This window comes from Aeromonas sp. ANP5 (assembly GCF_963870295.1).
Lineage (GTDB): Bacteria > Pseudomonadota > Gammaproteobacteria > Enterobacterales > Aeromonadaceae > Aeromonas > Aeromonas veronii.
Genome location: NZ_CAWMRY010000003.1, coordinates 1 through 23965, shown reverse-complemented (window position 1 = coordinate 23965; position 23965 = coordinate 1). Strand labels below are relative to the sequence as shown.

Here is a 23965-nt window from a genome sequence, read left to right as displayed (position 1 = left end):
AGTGGATCGCCCGCGGGCGGAAAATCGTGCAATTATGCCGCACGAGACAACCACTGTCATCTTGTGGTCATGGTTATGTGCGGGGGGAGCCGCTGCGCCATCTAGCCGCAAAGGGTCGCAACGTGCTGAACATGGCAGGAAATTTTGCTTAAAACACGGGACTCCTCTGCCCTAAGATAGGCGTTTCGCCACTGATGAGGGTATCTCTTTGCTCAGAGCCAATCTCAATCTGCTGCCCACCCTCAAGGTGCTGCTGGAGACCCGCAATATCAGCCGCGCCGCCGAGTTGCTGCACCTGAGCCAGCCCTCCATCAGCAAGCAGCTTGCCCAGTTGCGCAGCGAGTTTGACGACGAGTTGCTGGTGCGGGAGGGGCAACGCTGGCTGCTGACGCCACGGGCTGAAGCGCTGGCAGCCCAGCTGGCGGATTCTCTCGGTGCGCTGGAGCGGCTCTACGAGGCCCCCGGGTTTGACCCGAGCCGCTGCGAGCGGGTATTTCGGCTCGCCTCCTCCGATTATGTGGCCCAGCATATCCTGCCCGATATCTGTGCCGCGCTCGCCAAAGAGGCGCCGTTGGCGGCGCTGGAGTACAGCCTGTGGGACAAACGTCAGCTGCCGCAGCTGTGGCAGTCCGAGCTGGATCTGGTCTCTACCATCACCGAGCAGGTACCGGAGCAGATCCGAGGTCTGCATCAGGGGGAAGATCGGCTGGCGGTGTTGATGGGACGTCATCACCCGCTGGCGGGCAAGGCGCTGAGTCTCGATGACTATCTCGCCTGGCCTCACCTGCAGGTTAGCGGGGGAGGCGACAAAGACAGTCCGGTTGAGCAGGTGTTGGCGCCGCAGGGACTGAGGCGGCGCTGGTTTGCTCGAGTCCCCTTCTTTCAGGCGGCGGTGGAGGTGTTGCTGCGCACCGATTGCCTGATGACCACTCCGGCTCATATCGCCTGGCAGCTCTCCTGCGACCATGAGCTCACCTTTGTCGAACTGCCATTTGCTACCCGCGACCAGCAGTATCATCTGCTGTGGCACCAGCGCCACCATCAGGATCCGGCCCACCGCTGGTTTCGCGAGCTGGCCTACCCATTCCTGCGGGATCACCTGCAACGCACCGTTGGCGAGAGTCACAAGCTGCTCGATCTCGGCGGTTAGCCCAGTCAGTTGTGCGGCACCATAGCCATTGGTTATGGAATCTATTCATAACTTTCACTACTGGCATAATGGCTCAGCCCGTACCCTGAGTGCAGGTCATTATATCGAGCGCAAAAGAGGAAAAGCATGGAACTGACGAGTTGGCTGGCACTGGCCGCAATCTGCGTGATGGGGGCCATCAGCCCGGGGCCGAGTCTGGCGCTGATCATCCGCAACACGATGCATGGCGGGCAGGGGCATGGTGTCGCCACTGCGCTAGGTCATGGTTTCGGGGTTGGTATCTATGCGCTGGTCACCGCGCTCGGCCTCTCCATTTTGATCACCCAGACCCCGATCCTGTTTGATCTGATCCGCTACGGCGGCGCTGCATTTCTTGCCTGGCTCGGGGTGAAAGCCCTGCTGGCAAAACCAGCCAGTGACGAAGTGAATGAAGAGGTGCATCAACTGCGTGGTCGGCAGGGGGCCTTTGAAGGTTTTATGGTTGCCTTCCTTAACCCCCAGCTGGCGGTTTTCTTCATCGCTCTGTTCAGCCAGTTTGTGCGGGCCGATACCGGCTGGAGCGAAGGGGGCATCATGATGCTCACCGCGGGCGGAATCGACGCAGTCTGGTACGTGTTGGTGGCGCTGGTGCTCTCTCGTGGGCCGGTGCTGGCGTGGCTGAAAGCCAAATCCTTTGTGATTGACAAGGTGAGCGGGCTGGTGCTGCTCGGGTTGGCGCTCAAGGTGGTTATCTAATCCTGCATTTCGCAGATACCTTAAGCGGGATCAAGGCACGGGGGGGGTGAATGGGCTAGAGTAGCGCCCATTTGCTGTCCGCCCTGATCCCGAGACCATGCACCAGAACAAGCACCCGTTAAGCCATAACAACCGGTTGGAGCTGCTGGCTCCGGCCAAGAACCTCGCCTACGGCATCGAAGCCATCAACCATGGTGCCGATGCCGTCTACATGGGCGGCCCTGCCTTTGGCGCCCGCAGCGCGGCGGGCAACACCATCGAAGATATCGAAGCGCTGGCGCGCCACGCCCATCGCTTCGGCGCCCAGGTCTTTGTCGCCTTCAACACCCTGCTGCACGATCACGAGCTGGAACAGGCCCTGCGCCTGACCCACCAGATCTATGAAGCGGGTGCCGATGCGCTCATCGTGCAGGATATGGGACTGCTGGCGCTCGATCTGCCACCCATCGCCCTCCATGCCAGTACCCAGACCGACAACCGCACGCCGGAGAAGGTGAAGTTTCTGCAGGATGTGGGCTTCTCTCAGGTGGTGCTGGCGCGCGAACTGTCTCTTGCGCAGATCCGCGAGATCAGTGCAGCGACCAATGTGCAGCTGGAGTTTTTTATACACGGCGCGCTCTGTGTCTCTTATAGCGGCCAGTGCAACATCAGCCATGCCCGTACCGGCCGCAGTGCTAACCGTGGTGAGTGTGCCCAGCTCTGCCGTCTGCCCTGCTCGCTGCAAAAGCCGGACGGTGAAGTGCTGGTGGCCGACAGCCACCTGTTGTCGCTCAAGGATATGGATCAGACCGACAACCTGGAGGCGTTGATCGAGGCGGGGATCCGCTCCTTCAAGATTGAAGGGCGCCTCAAGGGGCTCGACTACGTCAAAAACGTCACAGCCTGGTATCGGCAGAAGCTGGACGCCATTCTGGATAGCCGCTCCGATTTGGTGGCTGCCTCTGCTGGCCGTTGCAGCTACAGCTTCACGCCTGACCCCAAGAAGAGTTTCAACCGCGGCAGCACCGATTACTTCCTCCATGGACGTCATCAGGGTATCGACTCCACCAGGAGCCCGAAATATGTGGGCGAGCCGCTGGGGCGGGTCACCAAGGTGACCCGTGACGGCATCGAGATCGACGGCAAACAGGTCACCCTCAACAACGGCGACGGTCTGGGCTTCTTCAAGCCGAATAACGAGCTGGTGGGTATGCGCCTCAACAAAGTCGAAGGTAAGCAGTTACTCCTGTCAGAACGCATGCCGGGGCTGAAGGTGGGGACAGAAATCTACCGCAACCACGATCAGGCGTTCAGCAAGATGCTGGAGAAGGCGAGCGCGGATCGCCGTATCCGGGTCGATATGGTACTGGCAGAGTGCGATGAGGGCGTGAGCCTCACGCTCACCGACGAGCAGGGCATCAGCGCCATGGTGACGCTGTCTTGCGATAAACAGCCTGCCGACAATCCGGAGCGGGCGCTGCAACAGGCGCGCGACCAGCTTGGTAAACTCGGCAATACCCTGTTTGTGGCGCGCAAGATTGAGTTGGGATTCACTCACCCGCTATTTATCGCCGCATCACAGCTCAACGGCTTGCGCCGGGATGGCATCGCTGCGCTGGAGGCCGCACGCGTGGCGAGCTACCAGCGCCCCGAGCGACGCATCGCCCTGCGGGATATCAACTATCCCCAGCACCGTCTCTCCTACCTTGGCAATGTGCTGAACAGCGCCGCCGAGCAGTTCTTCCGCGAACACGGGGTGGAGCGCATTGCCCCCGCCTATGAGGCGAACAAGGAGGAGCGGGAAGTGGTGCTGATGATCACCAAGCACTGTATCCGTTACAGCCAGAACCTCTGTCCGAACGAGGTGCCAGGTCTCAAGGCCGAGCCGCTGGAACTCAAGATGGGTAAAGACACCTTCCGCCTGCGTTTTGACTGTAACCGCTGCGAAATGCATGTGATGGGCAGCCTGAAACGCTGATCAATGAGCCCCTTTCTCCATCTGGAAAAGGGGCAATTTTTTATCGCAGGTGCTCTACTCAGACTCCTTTAATTGCCCCTCTCCAGCGCCAGCAGTGCTTTTTTAATCTCCAATCCCCCCGCATAGCCGGTCAGGCTGCCGTTTTGGCCGATCACCCGATGGCAGGGAACGATGATCGAGAGCGGATTGCGGCCATTTGCTGCGCCCACTGCCCGCACCGCATCGGGTTTGCCGATGGCGCGGGCAATATCGCTGTAGCTGCGGGTCTCGCCATAGGGGATGTTGCACAGCGCTTGCCACACTGCCTGCTGAAAAGCTGTGCCACGGGTGGCAAGGGGCAGGGAGAAACGCTGCAAGCGACCGGCAAAATAGGCGTCAAACTCGGCGAGGAAGGGGGCCAGCGCTGTGGGGTTTTGCAGCCAGCCGCTCATATCGGGCAGTGCCCGCAGGCCCGCCACAAAGTCCACGTGTACCAGACCGGATTCATTGATGGCGACCAGCAGATCGCCGCAGCGGGTCGGCAGAATATCGTAGCGGATCATGGTGTTATCTCCTGTTGTTGGGTATCTGGCTGTTGTTCGTTGCCAGTGGCACGGAGCAGCAAATCGGGCGCTTCGCTCATAGCGTGCCACAGCCAGCTGGCCGCATAGCTGCGCCACGGTTGCCACGCCGCACTTTGCGCCAACACCTCTTTCACCGGCAGCTTGGTGCCGCCTCCGAGTGCCTTTTGCAGCACCAGATCGGAAGCGGGGAAGGCATCGGTATCCATCCCGCAGCGCAGCCGCCAGTAAGAGACCGTCCAGGGGCCTATGCCCGGTAGTGCCAGCAACTGCTCATCACTGGCTGTCGTGAGGGTCAGCTCACCGCTGGCCAGTGCCTTCGCCACTCCCCACAGGGTACGAATACGGCTGCCGGGCATGCCGATGCCGTCGAGATCGAGTTCGCACAACTGGGCGGGGGTCGGTAGTTGCGCCACCCCGAATTGCGCCTCGGTACGGGCTACCAGTCGCCCGAGTATGGTGATGGCTCCCTTGACCGAGACCTGCTGGCCGACGATGGCGCGCAGCATCACCTCGTATTCGTCCCAGCCACCCGGCAGTCGCACGCCGGGCCTGCGCGCCTGCAAGCGGGCGAGCAGCGGATCCTGACCGAGCAGATCACCGATCCGCTGCATGTCGGCATCGAGATCCCACATCCGGCGCACCCGATAGAGCAGATCGGGCAGTGCTGCGAGCGGCAGATCATGGACGGTGAGCTGCAGGCTATGCCCCTTGCCCTGCGCGATACGCACCTGCGCGACCTGATCGCCGACCCGATAGCGCCGCTCATACACCTCGCCATCTACTCGCTCCAGCCCGGGGATCGCCCGCAGCCGGTAGAACGCCAGCATGGCCGCTACGTCATACGGGGGGCGGTAGGGCAGTTGCAGCGTCAGGGTTGCGCCGCGGGGCTGCGTGCTCATGTGCTCTGGCGCATGATCCTCTTGTTGGCGCAGGGTGCGTGGGGCCAGCCCGTAGGCGTTGAGCCAGGCGTCATTGAAGCGACGGATGCTGGCAAAGCCAGCGGCAAACGCGATGTCGGTGATGGGTAGCCCGGTTTCGGTCAGCAGTCGTTTCGCGAGCAGCAGGCGGCGCGTCTGTTCCACCTGTTTTGGTGAGGCGCCAAGGTATGCCTCGAACTGGCGGCGCAGGGTGCGCTCACTGATACCGCTCTCCGCCGCCAGTTCGGCGAGCGTGCTGTCTGCCAGCTCACCGCGATCGATACGCGCCAACAGACGAGCCAGTTCAACCGGCAGATCGCCACGGGCGGCGGGGGCCAGCTCAGGGCGGCAGCGCAGGCAGGGTCGCAGCCCATACTGCTCGGCAGCTGCAGCGCTTTGGAAGTAGCGCACATTGTGCTCGTGCGGTGGCCGTGCCGGGCAGACAGGCCGGCAGTAGATACCGGTCGAGAACACGCCGGTAAAGAAGCGGCCATCGAAGCGAGCATCGCGGGCGAGCCGTGCGGCGTGACACTGCTCACGGCTGAGGGTGTTGATCACCTCATCCGGTGACGACTCTGGGCTGGGCTTTGCATTCATGGTGTTGGCGGCTTTGCTGGAATAGATGGCAAGAGAGTAAGGGGGCTCGGGGGCCATGACTAGCCAGAAACGGACAGTGATAGCAAAAATTGGCCAAAGGTTATTTTGCTCTTTTATTGCACGGCCGGGTTTCACTCTTCGTCACGCTGTTATTCATATGTCTCGGCTCGACAGAAGGGGGCATAACGGATGTCGATTGGCCTAGCTTTATTTGCTTAGCGAGATTAGTGGCGGTGAAAACTGCTTAAAAATTAATAACAGATCACATAATTATCTTTTTTACATTGAGTGTGGCGATTTAGTGTTGTTCAATCGAGTCAGTTAATTTTTTATGATTATTAAGTCATTGCATTTGCGGCCCAGGGCCGACAAATAACAACACTTGCCAAGGATGATAAGTGAACAACTGTAAGGCATGGCCCCATTGCCGGGGGTTTAGTCTGATCGAGTTGTTGATCGCCATGACGGTTGTCAGCATTCTCGCGGTCATCGCGTTGCCAGCGTATCAGGGTTATCTGCAACAGGGACGTCGTTACGAAGCGCAGCAGCAATTGCTGGAGCAGGCGCTCGCCCTCGAACGTATCTATACCCAACAGGGCCGTTATCCAGACACGTTTGCTACCCCTTCCAACACGGATTTCTACCAGTTCAGCTACAGCCAGCAAGATGCTGGCGACTACCTGCTCAAAGCCATTCCAACGACGCGACAACAGGATGAGTGCGGCACTCTGACCCTCGATCAGACCGGTTATCGCGCGGCCAATCGCCATGACTGCTGGGGATCATAAGATGAACGTGCGCGGATTTACTCTGATTGAGTTGATGATCACGGTCGGTATAGCCGCCATCTTGCTATTGGTCGGGTTGCCCTCCATGAGTCAGCGCCTCGCGGCCGAACGGCTCGATCGCAGCGCGACCGAGCTCGCGTCTGCCTACCGTTTTGCCCGCAGTGAAGCGGTCAAGCTGACCCTGCCGGTGGTGCTGCAGGGCACCGAGAACGGTGGCTGGGAGGTGATGGCCGACAACCAGCGGTTGCGTCAGGCATCAGCTCCCGGTGGCGGCGTGGTGATCAAGCCGTTTGACCCCATCCAGATCGCGCCAACCGGCAGCAGTAGCCACGCCGAGATCATTCTGGCCAATCGCCTCGGTGAGCAGCGGGTGCTCTGCGTGGCCCCGAGCGGCCAGCTGTTGCAAGGGAGCTGCTCATGAGACACGCCGCACTTGCCCGCCAGCAGGGCTTCAATCTGGTGGAGATCATGGTCTCCATGGTGTTGGCTGTGATGGTGTTTCTCGGTCTCGCCAAGGGGCAGGTGGTCTCGTTGCAGCAGGCGCATTACAGCTTGCAGAGCACGCTGGCTACGATCGAGGCGAGCAACAGCGTGGAGCAGATCTGGAGTTCGCTGTGTGAAGTGCAGCGCAAGCCCGAGCGGTTCACCCAGGCCGATTTTCTTGCCCGCTTCACCCTGCAGGATGGCCACCGGCTGGTGCTGCCGAACCGTTATAGCGACAACTTTGTGGTCGCTATCGAGTGGCAGGATGAGCGGGTCTCCGGCGCCAAGCGGGTGGAGCTGAACGCAGGATTTCCGCCTTTATGCTGAGCGTCCCCTCACGGCAACGAGGCGTCAGTCTCGTCGAGCTGATGATCTCCATGGTGCTCGGTCTGATGTTGATGCTGGCGATTTTTGCCGGTTACGCCCCAATCAAGAGCACGGTCGAGCAGAGCAAGGCGCTGGAGCAGGCGAACGAAGTGCTGCGCTTTGCCACTCTCACCTTTACCAACAGCATCAAGCAGGCGGATCAGCTGATAGCCGTGACCCCTGATCGCCTGACGCTGGCTTTCAAGGTGGAGGGGGGCAGTCAGGTGCTCTCCTGCCTTGGCAACCAGAAAACCGCCGATTTTACCGAGCAGTACCGCTTCACGCCGCCGGTACTCAGTTGCGATGACGGAGATGGCCCGCGCCTGTTGCTGGCCCATCTTCAGGATCTTGAATTCGGCCAGCAGGGTGCACTGGTCAATATCCGCATCTTGCCCGAAGGGCTGCCCAGCTATCTGGCTCCGGGAGTAGAGGTGCAGGTGGCCCGCCGCAAGGCGGTCTGGGCGGCAGCGTTGGCCACATCCGGTGCCAACGCCACAGCAGGGGGAGCGGGATGAACAAGGGATTACAGGGGCAGCGGGGAGCCGTACTGCTGGTGGTGCTGGTAGTGAGCCTGCTGTCGAGTCTGCTGGTGTTTACCAGCATTCAGGAGAACCAGTTGCAGACTCGCCTGAGCGGCAATTTTCACAAGAAGATCAATGCACAGCTCAGTGCCGAACAGGGGATGAACGAGAGTTATCGAGCCCTGCATCAGGCCCTTGGCGCTGAACCACGGATAGAGTGGGCTCAACTGGTGCAGAAGGTGCCAAGCAAGGGCGAAGGGGCCATGGCGGGCAGCCGCTTCAGCATCGATCAGCTGGATGCCTCCGCCGGGAGCAAGCTGGCGTTGCAGAGCCATGGCCGCTATCTGGAGGGAAACGCCAGCCTTAATGCCCTGTTTGCCCTCAAGCGTGAGCCCGGCAATCTCATCTTTCAGGATTCGGTGGTGGCATGCGAAGGGCTAAGCCTCTCCGGTAGCGGTTTTATCGACAGCTACGACTCGCGCAAGGGGGCGTACAAGGAGTCTGTTTCCGGGACTCTTAATCAGGGGCAAAACGCCAAGGTGGCGACTGTCAGCGACAAGGCCAATGTAGTGCTCGCCGGGCACTCCCCCATCTGGGGTGATGTGCGGGCGACCGGCTCGGTGACCTTGAACGGCTCTTCACCTGTTGCGGGTAATGTACTTGCTGGCGGCGATATCACCATTTCTCCCTCTGATGGGGTCGTCAGGGTTGAGGGCAGCGTGAACGGGAGTGGAAATTTTGCCTTGCAAGGGGGGCATATTGCCGGAGCTGTTGCGATCAATGGTGATGTCTCTATGGGTCATGGCACAAGCATTGCTGGCGACAAGTTGAACTATGGTGGGAAGGGGGCATTCCTTGATGCCAAGCATCAGAAGTATCTGGCTCCCCAATACCGCACTCATCCCAAGCTGCCACCTGTGGCCGGACAGGTGTGTGACCCGCTCAATGTGGCCGCGCTGCCCAAATCGTTTCCCCCTGCCACACTGCCCATCAACGGGCCGCTGACGCTGGGCGCCACCCAGCAGATGGTGCTGACCACGGATCCCGCCACTGGCTCGGTAACCAGCAGCAACCAGCACAAGCCCGGGCTGCCGCTACCCGGCAAGGGGGAGCTGTTTGGCAAGGATCAGACCATTTATCAGCTCGACAGTCTCAATATGGGGGCCGATGCCACACTCACCATCAAGGGGGATGTGGTGCTGCTGATCGACAAGGATTTCACCATGACTGGCAGCAACAAGTTGACGGTGAGCGAGGGGAGCAGCCTGACCCTGATCGTCAGCGGCAAGGTTGATCTCGGGGCCGGTGCCGAGGTGACGGCAGCCAAGCAGGGGCTGACCACTGGCGGTACGCCTGCTATCTCCCTCTATTCCGCGTATAGCGGCAAGGATGGGGTCAAGCTATCGGGTAATACCCCGCTCTATGCCGCTCTCTATGCCCCGCTGACCGAGATGAAGATCAGCGGAAGTGGCGGTCTGTTCGGGGCGGTGCGGGCAAAACACTTGACCGAGAGCGGTGCGGGCGGGGTGCACTATGACGAGGCGCTGGGCATGGCAGATCTGGGGGATGATCAGGGGCCGCCTCCGACACTGGCGCTGCGGCAGTGGCACTTTGTGCAGTGAGGCTGGCGAGCCGCTAAAAAGGATCGAATGGGGCGTGCAACTGTGAGATGGTGGAGATCTGTCCACCCAGTCGTTCACTGTTGAGGAGTGCTCCATGCCAGGCCCCGCTCGTGCCGGTGCCCTGATCTATGCCAAGGATCCGGGCCTGCTGACCCACTTTTACCGTACCCTGCTGCAGATGGTGGTCTGCAGTCAGGATGAGCAGTTGGTGGTGCTGGAAAACAGCGATATCCAGCTGCTGATCCACGCCATTCCTGCGCCCTATGCTGGGAAAGTCGTTATCAAGCGGCCGCCGGAACTGCGGGAAGAGGGGGCCATCAAGCTGTTCTTCACCGTCTCCAGCCTCGCCTGGGCAGAAGCGAAGGCGGCGGATCTCGGCGGCGGTTTGCTGCCACAGCAGTGGACAGGGCCTGGCTTTGTGGTGCGCAACGCCTTCGACCCGGAGGGCAATATCCTGCAACTGCGCGAGTTGCTGGGTTCCCCGGACCCCCTCTGAACTCCCTATTTTTACAGCATTGTCGTGACGGCGTGCTGTGCCATGCACCGCCATAAAAATTAACCGCCATAAAAACGGGGCCCTGTAGTGGTCAACTAAAAAGGGCTCCGTTCTGCTGTTAGCTTACTGTGCTCATTACTTCAGGTAGCGCTGTTCCAGATGTTGGCGCAGCCAGTGCGGGTTGAGCGCTTCACCGGTGGCGCGGCGCACCAGCCCGTCGGTGCTGTGCAGGCTCCCCTGTGACCAGATGTTGCGCCCGAGCCAGCCGAAGATCTCCGGCAGGCGGCCCGCCGCGATCACCTCCCCCATGCTGCCCAGCTCTTTCTCGAGGGCAAAACGCAGCTGGGCGGCATACATGGCACCCAGGGTGTAACTCGGGAAATAGCCGAACGAGCCGTCGGTCCAGTGAATATCCTGCATGCAGCCATTGCGGTAGTTTCCCTTGGTGGAGAGCCCCAGCCACTGCTGCATCTTGGCATCCCACAGCTCGGGGATGTCGGCCACTTCGATCTTCCCTTCCACCAGATCGCGCTCCAGCTCGTAGCGCAGAATAACGTGGGCCGGATAGGTCACCTCGTCCGCATCGACCCGGATAAAGCCCGGCTCGACCCGGCTGTAGAGCCTGGCCAGATTGTCCGGAGCAAACGCCGCCTGCTCGCCGAAGTGGTGACGAATGCGTGGCGCCAGCAGCGCGAGGAAGGCCGGATGATGCCCCAGCTGCATCTCGCAAAACAGGCTCTGGCTCTCGTGGATCGCCATGGAGCGGGCCTCGGCCACCGGCTGACCCTGCAGATGACGCGGCAGCCCCTGCTCGTAACGGGCGTGACCGGTTTCGTGCACTATGCCCATCAGGCTGGAGACAAACTCCTGCTCGTTATAGCGGGTGGTGATCCGCACGTCGGTCGGCACGCCGCCGCAGAAGGGGTGGCTGCTCACATCGAGCCGGCCATGGGCGAAATCAAAGCCGAGCAGTCCCATCACCTCCTGACCGAGCGCCTGCTGGGTCGGTATGGGGAAGGGGCCTTGCGGCAGCAACAGGGCATCGCCCTTCTGCTGTTCACTCACGGTCTGGATAAGAGCCGGCAGCCAGCTGGCGAGATCGCCGAAGATCTGATCGAGCCGTGCGCTGGTCATGCCCGGCTCATAGAGCGCCAGCATGGCGTCGTAGGGGCGCACGCCAAGCGCATCGGCCCGCAGCTGCGCCACTTCACGGGAGAGTTTCACCACCTCCTCGAGATTGGGGGCAAAACCGGCCCAGTCGTTGTTCTTGCGCTGGCTGCGCCAGGCGTGCTCGCACTTGCTGCCAGCGAGCGATAGCGCTTCGACCAGCTCACCGGGCAGCAGGCTTGCATCTTGCCACTGGCGCTTGATCTCGCCGAGGTTGGCCCGTTGCACCTCATCCAGCGGCTCGCTCTCGGCCCTGGCAATCCAGTCACCCAGCTCGGGAGCGGTACGTTTCTGGTGGATTAGCAGACCGAGTTCGGCCATCGCTTCGGCGCGGGCATCGTTGCCCCCTTCCGGCATCATGGCCGCCTGATCCCAGCCGCAGATGGCGGCGAGGTGGCTAAAGCGGTGGATCTGCTGCTGATGTTGTTCAAGCTTTTGATATGACATGGGATTGTCCTTGTTATCGTCCCTGATGGTATACACCCCGTACCTGGCATGCTCGGGGCCGTTCGATGCTAACACCGCCGCTGTATAGTTGACCACCTTCATGCAGGCGGGCCAAAGGCGTGGGGCGAAACGCGGATTAGCCGAGCCGCTTCTGGTGCCGCTCGCGGTTTTCCGCTTTTTTGCGTTCGCTTTTGCGCAGCAGCACATAGAGGGCACCGCTGCCGCCGTGGCGACGCTCGGCACTGTGGATCGCCATGACGGCGGGCAGTTGCGGCAACCAGGCGCTCACATAGCTTTTCAGCAGGGCACGCGGGGTGCTGCGCTCCCCCTTGCCGTGCAGGATCAGCAGGCAGCGGATATCCCGGACTTCACAATCCGCAATGAACTGCACCAGCGTCTGGCGCGCTTCGTTGAGGGTTTTCTGGTGCAAGTCCAGGCTGGCCTGCAGCTCGTATTTGCCGAGCCGCAGCTTCTTGTAGACCCCCTCCTGCACCCCATCACGCTTGAAGCCGACGATTTCGTGCGGATCTAGCATCTCGATGGCCTCCATGGTGAGGTGGTCGAGGGCGAGTTGCTCGGCGGTGGCAGCCTGACGGCGAGCGAGCTGCGCCTCGGTCGGGGCGGATTTGGCCGCATGGGGATGGATGTTGTCGCTGCGAATGGGCCGCACGTCGGCCACTTCATTCATAAATAGCGAGAGTTCGTCGTTATGAGACACGGCAGGCTCCCCATAAGAAAAAGTGGGGGTCATTATAACGGCCGCAACCGGCACAGAAAACGGGGAAAGGGGGAGGGGATAAGGGGCGCCCAGCATGGACATTAGTGCAGCCTGGCCCGGGAAGCACAGTCGCAAACCATAAAACAGCACAGGCGGTCAGTGTGAACTGCCGCCTGTGGTCAGAGGATTATTTTCCCTCTTTGGGCTGTTGAGAATGGGGTTGCTGTGAATGAGGTGGTTGCGAGTGCATCACCTTGTAGATGAAGTAGGCCGCGTAAGAGCTGATGAGCAAGAAGGTGCCGATAATCACCAGCATCGACATCAATCCCACGCTGTTGCCAAACATCAGGTCCAGCCAAAAGTCCATTTTATTGCTCCTGTCACCCGGTTGATGACAGGCATGATAAATACCTCTTTGCCCCGTCCGGGATGATCCCGATCAACTCCCTTGCAGGTTGTTTAATAACCAGCGCGATCTGTGATCGTTCTCACTGGACTCCTTGCTACCGAGCCTGCACAGGGCCCGGTGTGGTGAGCGGGGTAATGCGCCACCCTTGCTGTTCCAGCAACGCCAGCAACCCCTGTTCGCCGTAAAGGTGCAGGGCGCCTACCACGATAAAGCTCTCGTTGGGCAGGGCGGACCATTTCTTCAGCCAGTTGTGGTTGCGCTCGGCCAGCAGAGTCTGCTCCATCCAGCTCTGTAGCGCGGGCGGGGCCATCTCCTCCTTGAGCAGATTGATCAGCGTCGCCTCATCCCCCTGCTGCCACGCCTTCATCACGGCGGCGAAACCACTCTCCAGCATCGGTAGCTCATCCAGGGTGCTGGCGAGCATCAGGGTCTGGTTGTCACCCACGCTGGCCAGATAACCGAGCTGCTCCAGCAGGGTTTCAAAACCCACTACCGGTTTGCCCTCTTTGGCGGCCCGGGTAGCGAAGTGCTGGTCTATCCCGAGTTCACTCTTGAAGTCGGAGCGGGCCATGGCGGCCTGGGTCAGGGTAATGGCGGCAAACCAGGGGCGCAGGGTGGCGAGGGTAGCCTCGTCGATGCCATAGCGGGCGCCCGCCATCAGGGTGCGTTGATAGAGCTCGGCAGGCAGATGATCCTTGAGCGGTTTGCCATCCACCAGTCGGGTGAGTGAGCCGGTCTGTTGCCACTGATCTGGCGTGATGCTGTTCATGTCCACCTCCATCACCAGTGCGCGACTCTGCAGCCAGGCACGCTCCACTGACTCGGGCAGAGGATAGAGGGCTGGTTTGCCCGCATGGATGGAGCCCAGCAGCCAGTGTTGCTGGTTGCCCTTGCTCACCCGATAGAAGGCGGGATCGGCAAAGGCGTGCAGCGGTAGCAGCAGGCAGAGCAGGAAGGCAAAGAGGGTGCGATGAAATCTCATGGGGATCCTTAATGTGCGCCGGGTGACTTCTCTTGCTGACAATAACTCCTATGATAAGTCCTCATTTCAGATAACCAAGAGGTTTGCCATGCCCCATCTTCGTTTTCGCGCCGTGGCGCTCGAGACCCTGCAACAGGTGAGTGGCCCGCTGCTGGCCGAGCTTTGCGAGCTGACCGGCGGCAAGCCGGAGTTTGTCACCATGGAGCGGGTGGAGAGCTGCTGGATCCGCAACGGCGAGCCAGAGGCGGGATTTCCGTTTGTCGAGCTGCACTGGTTCGAGCGGCCACAAGAGATGCAGGACGCCGCCGCGCGCCTTATCACGCGCCATTTGAAACGGGTGCTGGGGGAGCAGACCTATGTGGTGGTGCAGGTGATCCCTCTGGTCAAGAGTGCCTACTACAGCAATGGCGAGCACTATTGAAGAGAGGGACAAACCAGGTCGGCGGGACGGGTGATGCCGCTACCCGGCTAACGCCACTTGGGCGGCAGGATGCTTGTCGCCCATCACGGGATCAGGCCGATTTGGCCAGCAGTTTATCGAGCCAGCGAGTGGGCAATACCCGTCGCAGGAAGGCAAACAGCCGGGTTGGAGTGGTCACCGGATAGCGCGCCTTGGGATGGGCGTGGGTCAGCGCATGGAGCAGCGGCGGGATGCAGGCTTCGCTTGGGAGGGTAAAGCCGCTGGTGGCCCCCTCTTTTTCCAGCCGCGTCAGGGTCTGGCGGTAGGCCGACTGATGACGGCTCTGGGCCGGATCGATGTGCCGCAAGAAGGCGCTGCGGGCATTGGCACGAAAACGGGTATCGATGGGGCCCGGTTCAATCAGGCTGATATGTACCCCGCTACCCGCCAGTTCGAGGCGCAGAGTGTCGCTATAACCTTCCAGTGCAAATTTGCTGGCGTTATAGGCGCCGCGATACTTCATGGCAACCAGTCCCAGAACCGAGCTGTTCTGCACTATCCTCCCCTCTTTGGCTTCCAGCATCGGCGGCAGCACCTGACGGATCAGATGGTGCCAGCCAAACAGGTTGGTATTGAATTGTTCCCTGAGCGCCTCGGTGGGTAGATCTTCCAGCGCCCCGGGTTGGCCATAAGCGCCGTTGTTGAACAGGCCATAGAGGCGCCCGCCTGCCAGATGGAGCGCCGCACTGGCCCCCAGCTCGATGGAGGCAGGGTCCGCCAGATCCAGCTGTACCGCCAGCAATCCCTGTTGCTGCAGACGGGCCACATCTTCCGCCTTGCGCGCCGAAGCGATCACGGTAAAACCGTGCTGCCCGAGCGCCTGTGCGGCGGCGAGGCCAATACCGCTGGAACAACCGGTGATCAGAACAAAACGGGGCATGATGGCGTCCTTGTGACTGCTGACAAAAGCGTGCGGGTGAGTGGATAAAACCCTTATCCGGCTCGCATGTTAGCCTGCCAACCGGTAAAAAGAAAACCGGGCCAAGTGGCCCGGTTTGCTGACATCGTATTGCCTGATTACATGATGGTAAACGGCATGATGATGTGGAACTTGACGTCACGCTCGGAGGTAAACACGTTCGGATAGTCAGTCCAGCCCTTCCAAGTTGATGGCAGGTCATTGTTGTAGTCGGTGTAGTGCAGTTTGAACAGGGTGCCTTTCAGCTTGCCATCCTGCACGGTATAGCTGACATCGAAGTTGGCTGCCCACTCGGTATCGCCTTCAGCAACTTTAGTTCCATCACCTTTCTCCATATCCCAGCCGTAAGCACCGGATACGCCTACAGACCAGCCAGGAGCACCAACCAGGTCATCCAGAGAACGTGTTACACCGAAGAACAGCGCTTTTTCGTTGTTGGCGTTCCAGTCAGAGCGGGAGTCCCACCAAATTTCGTTGGCGCCCTGGGAGTTGCCGTAACCACGGGTCAGACGGGGCAGATAGTTACCTTCAACACCCTCAGCTTTGGTCCACATACCTTCCAGACGGAAACCGTACTGCGCATAGTTCCACGCAGCTGTCAGTGCTTGTTGCCATGCCAAGCCATCATAAGTTTCTACATCACGACCAGAGGCGTTTTTGTACGTTTCTGTTTCGGAGCCATAGAATTGGTAGCTGGTTGACAGGCCGCCCAGTACGTCAAACTTGTGAGCCAGTTTGAAGTGGTAGCTATCCATATAATCGGCTGATTGGCCGAAAGAGCCAGTAATGGCTGTGCCATTTTCAAAGGTGTAACGAGCGGCGACGGCATGGATGTAGTCGATCTCGTTTTCTTTATCGAAGGTATTACCCCAAGCTCCGCCCCACGCTTTACTTTTATAAAAGCCTTGGGTTTCTTTGAACCAGGGAGCCTTGTATTCATCTGCGATAGCGTAGGTCAAATAGAGACCACCTACGTTACCTTCAACTTGTCCACCACGGTAAGTACCTGGTTGGTAGGACCAGTTAACGCCAATCTGGCCAGGAACATACAATTGGGTATAGCCAGCTTTTGCAGTAAGACCTTCAACCAACTTCAACTTAAGGGCTGCGTTGGTCAGGCTTGCGCCATTTTCTGATTCGGTGTTGCTGGTTCCCCAAGCTCGTCCCCAGAAAGAGAATTCATTCTCGGCGTTGACAGGGTTACTTTCATCAATGGCTAAGTCATAGGCAGTGTATCCGCCCAAGTCCAAGCCAACCACGTCCCATGCATAACCCGAGTTGAAGTTAAGAGCTAATTGAGCGGTCGCATGGCTCAGGTTTGAGCGATATTTTCCGGTGTTATCTGCAGGTACTACACCTGAGTCAACACGGGCGCGATCACGCTGGAAGTAGAACAGACCGCCGGTCAGTTTGGAGTCTTTCACGAAGGTTTCATAGGACTGGCCGTATTCCGGGCTCATCATGTCCTGAGCTGCCAACGCCATACCGGGGGCGACCAGAGCGGCTACCACAGCGGCACTCAAAGCGGCGCGCTTGAAGATCACTTTTTCCATTTTTATTGCTCCTGATTTTATGGACTTAGCTTTTTTTCCGGCAGTTGGCATCGGGCCTACCGCTCGGTATTGGCATTGCAATCAAAACCCCGAAGGGCAAAAAATCTTGTCTTGGCTACCTGCAAACCCGGATGTCTTGGCACATCTGTAGTTGGCAGTCCTGATCATCACATGTTGTTTTTTTATGTTCCGATTCTTGGCTATCGGACAACCCCAAGAGTACGTTCGCGGTGCGAAATATCAATGAAAAGTTCCCTCAACGTTTCAAAAGTATGACCGAGTGCAAATAATCATGGGCAAGGTCGTAAACAGCCTCATGGCAGGTATGACGGTGATGAGAGCGTTTTCTTGAGGCTGCGGCCAGCGCCAGTGCGGGTTTTCATCCGGTACGGGGGACGAGGTGTCAGTTAACCTGCCGATAACAGATAATTTTGTGCTACAAAAAAACTTTCCCTCTGGTTGAGGGAAAGTGATCTGGTGAGGATGCGGGGCGAATAGGGTTCAGCCTTGCTGGCCGAGGATGCGGGGGATCTGCTGCGCCTGATGGTGAATATGGGAGGAGACCTGCACCGAGAGCTGACTCACCTGACGGGCATGCTGATGGATACGGGTGATCAGATCGGCAAAACTGGCCAGCTTGTGTTCCTGACTTTTGGCGTTGTCGGCGCCCTGCAGGGCGATCACTGCGGTGTTGCGGGCGATCTCCCGCACTGCCTGGGTGGTCTGGCGCAGTTGTTCCGCCTGCGCCCGCTGGCGGCTTGACTCGCTGGTGATCCGGTTCAGTACAGTGCCAAGCTGTTCACCGGATTGGGTCAGACGCCCCAGAATATCGGTGATCTGGTTGAGGGATTGCTGGGTATTGGCCGAGAGGTGGCGCACCTCATCGGCGACCACCGCAAAACCGCGTCCCTGTTCCCCTGCGCGGGCCGCTTCGATGGCGGCGTTGAGGGCCAGCAAGTTGGTCTGCTGAGCGATATGACCGATCACATCGACAATGGCCGTCACATCGGCAACCGAGCGGGTGAGGGCTTGCAGCGCCTCATCGCTCTCGTCAATCGCCAGTCCGGTCTGATGAGTAGCGTGCAGCATGCTGCCCACCAGATCTTCACTCTGGCTCATCGCCTGTTCGTTATGGTGGGCATGCTGGGCGATGTCTGCAGCGACCTGATGGACCTCTCCGGCCAGCTGGTTCAGCTCATCCATCATCTGGCCGCTCTCGTCGACCACCTGTTCGGTGGTGCGGGTGCTGTGGTGGATCTCGTCAACCTGACTGACCATCCCTTGCAGACTGAGGGATACCGCTGACAGCTGCCCCTCTTTTTGCTGTTTGTCTAGTTGCAGACGACCGATCAGCCGATTGTAGCTGGCAACAATATCGGCCAGCTCGTTGCGATCGCGCCCGGTAGGCAACGGCTCGGCCTGCCCCGTCTGATCGAGTTGCATAAAAGCTCCACGCAGTCGCAACAAGGGGGTGAGCAGCCAACGTCGTTGCACCAGCGCAAACAGCAGGGCGACTATCACCAGACAGAGCGCCAGCGTGCCGAGGATGGTGGCCAGCTCCTGATTGACGGTTTGCCGTTCGCGGGCAAGTTGTTCCCCCATCTGTCTGGTCGCTTGTAACATCGCCATGATGTCTTGCTGCACGGTCTGGCGGCCAGCCTGTTGCTGTTGCAGCGCCGCACGGCTGTTGGCCAGCTCCTGCGGATAGCGACCCAGCAGCGAGCGTAATTCGCTGCGCGGTTGATCTCCCAGCTCCTTTCGCACCGGCTCCCCCAGCGTGAACTCATCGGCGGGCGCCTCTTCATACAGGCCGAGCAGCGGCAAGGCTTGCAGCGCTTGCGCCTGTTTTTGCAGTGCCTCCAGCTCGAAGCGGATCCCTTCGAGCAGCTTTTCATTGCCCTGCTCCATATAGCTTTGGCGCAAATGGGCGAGGCGCGGCAGGCCCGCCAGGATCTCGGCCGCACCGCGGCGATATTGTTGTGCCGCGGCAGATTGTTCTGTGCTGGCGCCTTGCTCCCCATAGCGGATCAGCGCCATGGCCTGGCTGCCCAGTTCACTCTCCGCATTTTGCAGCAGCAGCTGGCTGTTGCCCGAGAGCTTGCCTGCGGCCTGATAGTCGTGCGCGATGCGCTGCGCCATCTGCTCGAGTTGCTGCCTGAGCGGGGCTGCCACGGCATCATCCTGAGCGGCTAGCGAGGAGAGCGCTTGCTGGCGGATCTTCTCCGCAGCGGTCAGTTGCTGTGGATCGCCGCTGTTGAGGTAGTCACGCAGGCTGTTTTGCAGGGTCACGGTCACCAGTTGTTGCAGCGTCTCGTGCTGATGCTGGGCCTGATTGGTATGGGCAAGCTGTTGCCAGCCGTGGTAGAGGGCCAGCGACTGTCCTCCCGCAACCAGTAACAAAACAAGGGAGGATAGGGTGGCGTGATGGGCGATTTTCACGGGGTAATTCCTGTCAGCACAGACCATGTGGGAGCGTGGCCCGAGCCTAAACAGGGATGATGGCGTTTTTATGACAGTATGGTCAGGTTGCCCTATCTTGCCGGCTTAACTGGCTGGGGATACCTGAGCGCTGTTGCGTTGGCCAAGCATACCGAGCAGGGCGCCTCCCATGATAAGTGCACCGGCCAGCAGATGGCGCGAGGTCAGCGTTTCTCCATTAAGCAACACCAGCAGCAAGGTGCTCAGCAGCGGTGTCAGGTAGGCAAGGGCACCGAGCCGGCGTGGGTCCCCATCGCGCAGTGCCAGATACCAGGTCACAAAGGCCGCCCCCATCGGGCCCAGCGCCAGCCCGATGATCAGCCACCAGTCACTGGTGGGGATCTGCGCGAGCGGCAGGGGCCCCTCCAGCAGACGGGCAAGCAGCAGCGCCAGCAAACCCGCGGGCAGACAGGCTGCCGCAGTGACCACGGCGGGGGCTGGCGGCAGACGGCGTGATAATACCGAGTAGGCCCCCCAGACAACAGCTGCACCCAGTGCCAGCAGGTATCCCGGCAGATAGGCCTGCTGCAGTTGCAGCTCGCCATTGACCATCACCAGCATGGAACCCACCAGACCAAAGGCGCCAGCCAGCAGGTGACGGGCATGGAGTGGATGGCCGGGCAACAACAGCGGGGTGAACAGAATGATGCAGAACGGCCAGAGGTAGTTGATGAGGTTGGCCTCCAGCACGGGGGCATGGCGAAAGCTTATAAAGAGCAGCAGATGGTAGAGCAGCAATGCCGTAACCGTCACCAGCCAGGTAATAGGGCGAGCACGCCACTGGCGCCAGAACGGCAAGGCCCCGACCCCGCAGAAAAACAGCACCAGCCCGACCAGCACCAGTGGTGACACGCTGGTGACCCGTGATGTCAGCGCCGCCAGCGAGGCCCACAGCACAATGGTCAGCAGTGCAAAACCGGTGGATCTATCCCACCAAGAACATCCGGACATCCAACACTCCTTTGCAAGATGAATGAGCAACAGAAAAGTGTGCAGTCTAACAGAGTGACAACCGACAAACAGTTTCGAGGCGAGCGATGACTTGCAAGCTGGTTGTTCCGTCCGAGAATGCTTAGCCAGTGGAAAGTTAGCACTGGCAAAGGATTGGAAGTTTGCCCTGAAGAGAAGAAATGATCTATTTAGAGCAACTTCTTGCTCGCTAACTGGTGATTTATACGGATTAGGCAAGTAATCACGATTAAATTCACTGCTCTCGGCAACTTATTGCGTGCTTGTGCGTTGGGCGAGAACTGGCGGAATGTAATTGTTTGATAAATAAGAAATAAAAAAGTGGCATGGTCGCTGCTAAAAGTTGGTCGAGTGCTATCTCGTTTAACCAATCTATATAGGAGCATACACATGCCAACTCCATGTTATATCAGCATCGAAGGTAAAACCCAGGGCAATATCACCGCCGGTGCCTTCACCTCCGACTCCGTCGGCAACATCTTCGTACAAGGTCACGAAGACGAGATGCTGGTACAAGAGTTCCAGCACGTTGTGACTGTCCCGACCGACCCGCAATCCGGTCAGCCGGCTGGTCAGCGTGTCCACAAACCGTTCAAATTCACCGTTGCGCTGAACAAAGCCGTGCCGCTGATGTACAACTCTCTGGCTTCCGGCGAGATGCTGCCGAAAGTGACCCTGAAGTGGTACCGCACCTCTGTTGAGGGCAAGCAGGAGCACTTCTTCTCTACCGTGCTGACCGATGCCACCATCGTTGACATCGACTGCCAGATGCCCCACTGCCAGGACCCGGCGAAGTCTGACTTCACCCAGCTTATCCAGGTCTCTCTGGCTTACCGCAAGATTGACTGGGAACACACTGTTGCCGGTACCTCTGGTGCTGACGACTGGCGTGCGCCTATCGAGGCCTAAGCCTCCCTTTCTTATTTTGGAATTCCTTGTAGTAAATCTTGTACTGTCTGGCCGGTGTGCAACCGGCCTATCAGCCCGTGCTTTCTCCGGCCAGCCGTTGGCTGCCGGAGCTTTTATGTTTTGCCATCCCCCTGTTCTGACGTTGGGTGCGGAGTGATGGCAAAGCACACAAGAGGTTTGAATTATGTGTCCCTCCATTGCACTGCTCGGTGACATCGGTACCGACCACGATGGCTTTCCACCGACCCCGGTGATAGCTGCCAGCCCTGATGTCTTTCTCGATGGTAAGCCAGTGGCCCGTCAAGGTGACCCGCTAGCGCCCCACGACAAGCCCAACAACCCGCCTCATCCCCGCGCCATTGCCGGTGGGGTCAGCTCGGTGCTGGTCAACGGCAAACCCATCGTCGTCACAGGTACTGCGGTGGATTGCGGTGGTGTGGTGATTGGTTCAGGCAGTGGGCAAGCAGGATAAGGAGCAGAGTTATGGCACAGAGCACAGGATTACAATTTACCGTCAAGGTTGGCGCACTGGCTGACAGCACCTTTGCGGTCGCGAGCTTCAAGCTCGATGAAGGCTTGAACCGTCCCTTTAGCCTCCACCTGGAGGTGGCTAGCCAGCAACCTGACATCGATTTCGGCGCCGTGTTGGACCAGCCGTGCGAGCTCATGGTGTGGTACAACGGCGAGCTGCAGCGCCGGGTGTGCGGCGTAGTGAGCGAGTTTACCCAAGGGGACAGCGGCTTTCGCCGCACCCGCTACAGCCTGCAAGTCAAACCGGCCCTGTGGCGATTGGGATTGCGCCAGAACTCCCGCATCTTCCAAGTCCAGAAGCCCGATGAAATCCTCAGTATCCTGCTGCAAGAGCACGGCATTACCGATTATGCCTTTGCGCTGAAGAACGAGCACGCCCAGCGCGAATACTGCGTCCAGTATCGTGAGACCGACCTCGATTTCGTGAATCGCTTTGCTGCCGAAGAGGGCTTGTTCTACTTCCACGAATTTGAAGCAGGCAAACACCGCATTGTGTTTGCCGACGATGCGGCGGCCCTGACAGCCGGTCCCGAGCTCTTCTTCAACCTTGGCAACCGCTCGCTTGAGCAGGGTCCCTATGTGCGCCAGTTCCACTACCGCGAGGCGGTGCGCCCCTCGGATGTGGAGCTCAAGGACTACAGCTTCAAGACGCCGGCCTATGGCCTCTCCCACAAAAAGCAGGGCGCAGAGCTCGAGCATCAGCGCGATACCTACCAGCACTTCGACTACCCGGGTCGCTACAAGCAGGACGGCAGCGGCAAGGCCTTTGCCCAGCACCGGCTTGATGCGCTGCGCAATGACGCGGTGGCGGGCATTGGCAAATCCAACAGTGCCGCTCTCTTGCCGGGCCAGCACTTTTCATTGACCGAACATCCCAACGCCAACCTCAACACCGACTGGCAAATCGTCCATATCCGCCACACCGGTGAGCAGCCACAAGCCTTGGAAGAGGAGGGCGGCAGCGGCCCGACCGTCTACCACAACGAATTTGGCGTAGTGAAAGCGAGCACCACCTGGCGGGCGCGAATCGGTAGTCCTGAATCCCCTCATAAGCCGATGGTGGATGGCCCGCAAATCGCCATCGTGGTGGGCCCCGAGGGCGAGGAGATTTACTGCGACGAACATGGCCGGGTGAAGCTGCAATTCCCGTGGGACAGATATGGCAGCTCCAACGACCAGAGCTCCTGCTGGGTGCGGGTGAGTCAGGGTTGGGCCGGTGGCCAATACGGTATGATGGCCATTCCGCGCATCGGCCACGAGGTCATCGTCTCATTCCTCGAAGGGGACCCCGACCAGCCTATCGTGACCGGTCGTACCTTCCATGCCACCAACCGGCCCCCTTATGAGTTGCCAGCCAATAAAACCCGCACCGTGCTGCGCACTGAGACCCACCAGGGCGAGGGCTTCAACGAGCTGCGTTTTGAAGACCAGGCTGGGCAGGAAGAGATTTATATTCACGGTCAGAAAGACCTGAACGTGCTGATAGAGAACGATGCTGCATGGCACATCAAGCATGACCAACACACCGACATCGACAGCGAGCGGGTGACCCGCATCAAGGCCAACGACCACCTGACGGTAGAAGGCGAGAAGCGCGACCAGGTCAAGGCGGACTATTCACTGACGGTGGATACCTCCATGCACCAGAAGTTGGGGCAAAGCTGGCTTGCTCAAGCAGGGCAGGAGATGCACGTCAAGGTCGGTGCCAAGGTGGTGCTGGAGGCTGGGTCAGAGATCAGCGTCAAGGTCGGTGGCTGCTTTATCAAGGTCGATGGGGGCGGGGTCACCCTGGTTGGTCCTACCATCAAGATGAACTCGGGCGGTGCTGCCGGATCTGGCTCCGGGTGTTCGCCCCAAGAGCCTCTGTTACCCAAAGCCGTCGTGCCTGAACCTCGCTAGGGGTGCTGCTGATGTCGGGCGGCATCCATCTTCTCATTTACGGGTGTTTCGGGTGGTGATGATTTCATATCGTCATTGCCCGGCGCCCTTCGTTCGTTATTTTTACTTATGCAAAAAAGCAAAATGAATAAAAAAAATTTATGGTTCGTGCTGGCGGTCGCTCTGCTCGCCGGTTGTTCCACGACAAACTCGTCTGCGAGTGATGCCGAGCTTGCTAAAGAGGCAAAACAGGGCAATGGCAAGGCTCAATATGAGTTGGCCAGACGGCTGGCAACCCAACCCGATTACCCCAATGCCATGCACTGGATGCAGCAATCGGCAGAGCAGTC

At 59.4% G+C, this 23965-nt stretch carries 22 protein-coding genes and 2 pseudogenes; 14 read left to right on the top strand and 10 right to left on the bottom strand.

Translation table 11 applies throughout. The annotated features are described in order from the left end of the window. Positions 1-208 precede the first annotated feature (208 nt). The 3 genes from AACT07_RS02550 to AACT07_RS02540 all read left to right on the top strand — a co-directional run bounded on the left by AACT07_RS02550 (position 209) and on the right by AACT07_RS02540 (position 3842). Positions 209-1150, top strand: a complete 942-nt coding sequence (locus tag AACT07_RS02550) for a LysR family transcriptional regulator (protein WP_069526504.1) — start codon at positions 209-211, stop codon at positions 1148-1150. A 126-nt stretch (positions 1151-1276) separates the two neighbouring features. Continuing rightward, positions 1277-1885 carry a LysE family translocator gene (locus AACT07_RS02545; protein WP_069526503.1) on the top strand — a complete coding sequence of 203 codons (609 nt, stop codon included), beginning with the start codon at positions 1277-1279 and terminating at the stop codon, positions 1883-1885. A 97-nt stretch (positions 1886-1982) separates the two neighbouring features. Further along, positions 1983-3842 (top strand): peptidase U32 family protein, encoded by a 1860-nt coding sequence (locus tag AACT07_RS02540; protein ID WP_069526502.1) that lies wholly within the window; start codon positions 1983-1985, stop codon positions 3840-3842. A 68-nt stretch (positions 3843-3910) separates the two neighbouring features. Here AACT07_RS02540 and AACT07_RS02535 read toward each other — a convergent pair whose 3' ends face one another. Both AACT07_RS02535 and AACT07_RS02530 read right to left on the bottom strand, forming a co-directional pair. Beyond that, positions 3911-4384 (bottom strand): methylated-DNA--[protein]-cysteine S-methyltransferase, encoded by a 474-nt coding sequence (locus tag AACT07_RS02535; RefSeq protein ID WP_069526501.1) that lies wholly within the window; start codon positions 4382-4384, stop codon positions 3911-3913. Continuing rightward, complete coding sequence (locus tag AACT07_RS02530; RefSeq protein ID WP_069526624.1) at positions 4381-5919, bottom strand: AlkA N-terminal domain-containing protein; 1539 nt, start codon at positions 5917-5919, stop codon at positions 4381-4383. Before AACT07_RS02530 ends, AACT07_RS02535 begins: the two co-directional genes overlap by 4 nt. Before the next feature lie 398 nt (positions 5920-6317). Here AACT07_RS02530 and AACT07_RS02525 point away from each other — a divergent pair, with 398 nt between their 5' ends. The 6 genes from AACT07_RS02525 (at position 6318) to AACT07_RS02500 (ending at position 10195) form a co-directional block, all read left to right on the top strand. Continuing rightward, positions 6318-6707 carry a type IV pilin protein gene (locus tag AACT07_RS02525; protein WP_069526500.1) on the top strand — a complete coding sequence of 130 codons (390 nt, stop codon included), beginning with the start codon at positions 6318-6320 and terminating at the stop codon, positions 6705-6707. 1 nt (position 6708) lies between these two features. Further along, positions 6709-7128 carry a GspH/FimT family pseudopilin gene (locus AACT07_RS02520; RefSeq protein ID WP_069526499.1) on the top strand — a complete coding sequence of 140 codons (420 nt, stop codon included), beginning with the start codon at positions 6709-6711 and terminating at the stop codon, positions 7126-7128. Then, positions 7125-7517 carry a type IV pilus modification PilV family protein gene (locus tag AACT07_RS02515; RefSeq protein ID WP_005358533.1) on the top strand — a complete coding sequence of 131 codons (393 nt, stop codon included), beginning with the start codon at positions 7125-7127 and terminating at the stop codon, positions 7515-7517. The genes AACT07_RS02520 and AACT07_RS02515 overlap by 4 nt, the downstream gene beginning before the upstream one ends. Further along, the gene (locus AACT07_RS02510) at positions 7511-8071 is read left to right on the top strand and encodes a PilW family protein (protein WP_005338746.1); all 561 of its coding nucleotides are present in this window, start codon (positions 7511-7513) and stop codon (positions 8069-8071) included. The genes AACT07_RS02515 and AACT07_RS02510 overlap by 7 nt, the downstream gene beginning before the upstream one ends. Beyond that, the gene (locus tag AACT07_RS02505) at positions 8068-9699 is read left to right on the top strand and encodes a DUF7305 domain-containing protein (protein WP_069526498.1); all 1632 of its coding nucleotides are present in this window, start codon (positions 8068-8070) and stop codon (positions 9697-9699) included. The genes AACT07_RS02510 and AACT07_RS02505 overlap by 4 nt, the downstream gene beginning before the upstream one ends. A 94-nt stretch (positions 9700-9793) precedes the next feature. Next, complete coding sequence (locus AACT07_RS02500) at positions 9794-10195, top strand: VOC family protein (protein ID WP_069526497.1); 402 nt, start codon at positions 9794-9796, stop codon at positions 10193-10195. Between the two features lie 135 nt (positions 10196-10330). Here AACT07_RS02500 and AACT07_RS02495 read toward each other — a convergent pair whose 3' ends face one another. The 4 genes from AACT07_RS02495 to AACT07_RS02480 form a co-directional block, all read right to left on the bottom strand. Then, positions 10331-11809 (bottom strand): carboxypeptidase M32, encoded by a 1479-nt coding sequence (locus AACT07_RS02495; RefSeq protein WP_069526496.1) that lies wholly within the window; start codon positions 11807-11809, stop codon positions 10331-10333. 136 nt (positions 11810-11945) lie between these two features. Continuing rightward, positions 11946-12527, bottom strand: coding sequence for a DNA endonuclease SmrA (smrA, locus tag AACT07_RS02490; RefSeq protein ID WP_042080672.1), 582 nt, complete (start codon positions 12525-12527; stop codon positions 11946-11948). A gap of 187 nt (positions 12528-12714) precedes the next feature. After that, entirely contained in the window at positions 12715-12894 is a 180-nt protein-coding gene (locus AACT07_RS02485; protein WP_005338733.1) for a DUF3149 domain-containing protein, read from the bottom strand. Between the two features lie 136 nt (positions 12895-13030). Continuing rightward, the gene (locus AACT07_RS02480) at positions 13031-13918 is read right to left on the bottom strand and encodes a TraB/GumN family protein (protein WP_069526495.1); all 888 of its coding nucleotides are present in this window, start codon (positions 13916-13918) and stop codon (positions 13031-13033) included. A gap of 88 nt (positions 13919-14006) precedes the next feature. On the opposite strand from AACT07_RS02480, the gene AACT07_RS02475 reads away from it, so the two are divergent. Further along, complete coding sequence (locus AACT07_RS02475; protein ID WP_040068558.1) at positions 14007-14339, top strand: DUF1904 family protein; 333 nt, start codon at positions 14007-14009, stop codon at positions 14337-14339. Positions 14340-14430: 91 nt separating this feature from the next. On the opposite strand, the gene AACT07_RS02470 is transcribed toward AACT07_RS02475, so the two are convergent. The 4 genes from AACT07_RS02470 to AACT07_RS02455 all read right to left on the bottom strand — a co-directional run bounded on the left by AACT07_RS02470 (position 14431) and on the right by AACT07_RS02455 (position 20279). After that, positions 14431-15258 (bottom strand): SDR family oxidoreductase, encoded by an 828-nt coding sequence (locus AACT07_RS02470; RefSeq protein WP_042054211.1) that lies wholly within the window; start codon positions 15256-15258, stop codon positions 14431-14433. A gap of 137 nt (positions 15259-15395) precedes the next feature. Beyond that, positions 15396-16850, bottom strand: coding sequence for an OprD family outer membrane porin (locus AACT07_RS02465; protein WP_019446288.1), 1455 nt, complete (start codon positions 16848-16850; stop codon positions 15396-15398). A gap of 501 nt (positions 16851-17351) precedes the next feature. Further along, positions 17352-19289, bottom strand: coding sequence for a methyl-accepting chemotaxis protein (locus AACT07_RS02460; protein ID WP_069526494.1), 1938 nt, complete (start codon positions 19287-19289; stop codon positions 17352-17354). 105 nt (positions 19290-19394) lie between these two features. Next, the gene (locus tag AACT07_RS02455) at positions 19395-20279 is read right to left on the bottom strand and encodes a DMT family transporter (RefSeq protein ID WP_069526493.1); all 885 of its coding nucleotides are present in this window, start codon (positions 20277-20279) and stop codon (positions 19395-19397) included. A gap of 408 nt (positions 20280-20687) precedes the next feature. Here AACT07_RS02455 and hcp1 point away from each other — a divergent pair, with 408 nt between their 5' ends. From hcp1 to AACT07_RS02435, 4 genes and pseudogenes are all read left to right on the top strand, one after another. Further along, positions 20688-21206, top strand: coding sequence for a type VI secretion system effector Hcp1 (gene hcp1, locus AACT07_RS02450; RefSeq protein ID WP_010634822.1), 519 nt, complete (start codon positions 20688-20690; stop codon positions 21204-21206). A 184-nt stretch (positions 21207-21390) separates the two neighbouring features. Then, the gene (locus AACT07_RS02445; RefSeq protein ID WP_069526492.1) at positions 21391-21678 is read left to right on the top strand and encodes a type VI secretion system PAAR protein; all 288 of its coding nucleotides are present in this window, start codon (positions 21391-21393) and stop codon (positions 21676-21678) included. A gap of 11 nt (positions 21679-21689) precedes the next feature. Next, positions 21690-23630 (top strand): annotated as a pseudogene (locus AACT07_RS02440) (type VI secretion system Vgr family protein); the annotation flags it as partial. 114 nt (positions 23631-23744) lie between these two features. Next, a pseudogene (locus tag AACT07_RS02435) lies at positions 23745-23965 on the top strand (hypothetical protein); the annotation flags it as partial.